This is a genomic window from Terriglobales bacterium (assembly GCA_035457425.1).
Lineage (GTDB): Bacteria > Acidobacteriota > Terriglobia > Terriglobales > Acidobacteriaceae > JACPNR01.
The window spans coordinates 1-2,276 of sequence record DATIBR010000032.1 but is presented as its reverse complement, the minus strand read 5'-3'; the positions used below and the strand labels follow the sequence as shown (position 1 = coordinate 2,276).

4 protein-coding genes are annotated in these 2,276 nt (G+C 66.8%); all 4 read right to left on the bottom strand.

Going from position 1 to position 2,276, the window contains the following annotated elements:
* Window positions 1-182: 182 nt before the first annotated feature.
* Window positions 183-977, bottom strand: a complete 795-nt coding sequence (gene soxA / locus VLA96_02825) for a sulfur oxidation c-type cytochrome SoxA (protein ID HSE48121.1) — start codon at window positions 975-977, stop codon at window positions 183-185.
* A 20-nt stretch (window positions 978-997) separates the two neighbouring features.
* A complete protein-coding gene (gene soxZ, locus VLA96_02820) occupies window positions 998-1,282 on the bottom strand; it encodes a thiosulfate oxidation carrier complex protein SoxZ (protein ID HSE48120.1) in 285 nt (94 codons plus the stop codon).
* 13 nt (window positions 1,283-1,295) lie between these two features.
* The gene (soxY, locus tag VLA96_02815) at window positions 1,296-1,742 is read right to left on the bottom strand and encodes a thiosulfate oxidation carrier protein SoxY (GenBank protein HSE48119.1); all 447 of its coding nucleotides are present in this window, start codon (window positions 1,740-1,742) and stop codon (window positions 1,296-1,298) included.
* Window positions 1,743-1,833: 91 nt separating this feature from the next.
* Window positions 1,834-2,276: DsrE family protein (locus tag VLA96_02810; protein ID HSE48118.1), on the bottom strand; the 443-nt coding region annotated here is incomplete at its 5' end.

The following is a 2,276-nucleotide window of genomic DNA, read 5'->3' as shown; positions in this document are numbered from 1 at the left end:
CGAGCTCGACGCGGTTCATCGTGGCTTGGCCGCGCGCATGGAAATCGCGCTTCAGCACCGCGGAGACCTGCTCGAGGTCCGCGGCCGAGGGCTTCGGCCGCACGCCCACCGTGGGCGCGGTGGTGCAGGCGGCGAGCGCCGCGGCGAGGGGAAGGAGGAGCAATCGTCTCATCGGTGTCTCCTCAGCGCTTGATCGAGGGGCCGCGGTAGGGCTCGCCCTGCGCGGTCACGGTCAGGAAGTGGACCAGCGCCACCGCGGCTTCCGAGCCGAACGCCGGCTCGGGCATGCGCATCTGCCGGTAGCAGTCGTTCATGCGCCACTGCATGGTCTTGAACTGGCTGTTCGACACGCGGTAGGCGGGCCAGGTCGCGATCAGCGGCCGCGCCACCGCGGGCTTGTAGAGCACCGGCAGCTGGGACATGCGGATGCGCTTGTCGTCCTCGCCGTGGCACGAGGCGCACGAGAAGTCCCAGGCGCCGACGCGGTGGAAGTAGAGCTTCTGCCCGAGCTCGAACGCGGCCTGCTCCTTCGCATGGCTCATGCCCGGCCGCAGCGGCATGCCGTGCGAGTGGCCCGCGATGTACGCGGAAAGGTATTCCATCTCCGAGGGCCGGTCGGCGTTGCCGAACACGCGCTTGGTGGCCTCGTCGCGGCTGCGCCCCTGCAGGGTCGTCATGCAGTGCAGGAGCCGCGTCTCGAGGTCCATCACGCGGTCGGCGTCGGCGAAGTAGCGCGGCAGGCCGGCATAGGCGCCCTTCAGCACGCCGGGTCCCTCGCCCAGGTCGCATTGCTCGAGGGAAACGTTCTTCGGCCCCTGCGGTTTCTTCCACAGCTCCTCGCCGCCCAGCTCGAACAGCTCCACCGGCGCGCTTTCGCGCGCCATCCTCTGGTAGTCGGCGTACGGCGAGGCCTGCTGGGCGAGCGCAGGCGAAAGGACCAAGCTGAGTCCCGCCGCGCATAGCAGTGCGCGCTTCATCATCATCCTCCTCCTCGTTGCTAGGCGACCGCGCTCTCGGTCTTGTTCGTGTCGCCCTTGTTGTCGAGCCAGCTCACCTCGATCTTGTCGCCCTTCGCCCCGCCTTTCAAGCGGAACGAGAACACCGGGTTGCGCGACACCGCCTGGCTGATCTCGCCCTCGATCACCGTCTTGCCGTTCAGCTTGACGGTCAGGTTCTGGATGAAGTGCGGCTGTCCCTTGGTCTGCTGCTCGGTGGCCATCGGATGCGTCATCAGCACGCGCACGTCGGTATAGCCGCCCGCCAGCGTAGCCCTCATTTTCATCGGTCCCGCCATGTCAGCCTCCGCACCCGCCGATGGTCACCTTGATCTCCTTCGTCGCCTGGTAGTGCTTGCCGCCCGCCGTGGCGACCACGCGCACGTCGGAAGTCTCGCCCATCTTGGCGTTCACCTTCACGTACGGCAGCGCGCCGTCCATGAAGTCGAACTTGCCGACCAGCGGGTAGGGGTTCTTGTCCACCAGCACCGCGATCGAGGTGGTGCCGGGGATGTTGCTGGTGATCTCGACCGGCACCACCGCGCCGTTCTCGGCGATCTGCGGCGCCTCGATCACGATCCCGCTCGAGGCTTCGGCGCCCGGCGTGCCGAGGCTCTTCAGCGCGTCGGCGCTCGACTTCGACGAGAACGCGGCCTTGTTCCATGCCGCGAGCGCGGCGACCGGCTTCAGCAGCGCGGCGAGCAGCAGCGCCCCCACCCCCTGCAGCAGCCCTCTTCGTTGGCCCATCATGGATCGCTCCCTCCTTGACTTAAGGGAATACTAATACGCCTGCGCGCCCCTCGTGGGCGCTGAATATCAATTGTTCTTATTACCTTATTCAGGGCCGCAGGTAGGCGTAGCCCTCGCGCTGCTGGAGCCGCGTCACCTCGGCGACGCCCGACGGCACGAACGTCACGTACTCGATGAACTGGTCCTTGGTGAGCTTGCGGTTGCGCAGCGTGATCTCGCAGACGTCGAACTGCACGCCGCGCTGCCGGAGCTGCTCGACCAGGTCCTCGTACTTGGCGCCGTTCTTGTCCTTGGCACCCTTCATCAGGAAGTCCACTCCCTGCGCGTGCGTCACGACGACGATCCTGGCGCCGGGATTGACCTCGAGGTGATTGCCGATGTTGCGCAGCGCGTTTCCCGCCTGTTCGGCGCTATCATTGATGTGGTAGACCACCTTGTCGACGGCGACGTTCGCCTTGGGATCGGCCCCGCCGGTTGCTGCGCAGCCGGCCAGGCCGAGCGTAACTGCCAGCAACGGGACAAACAACGCGC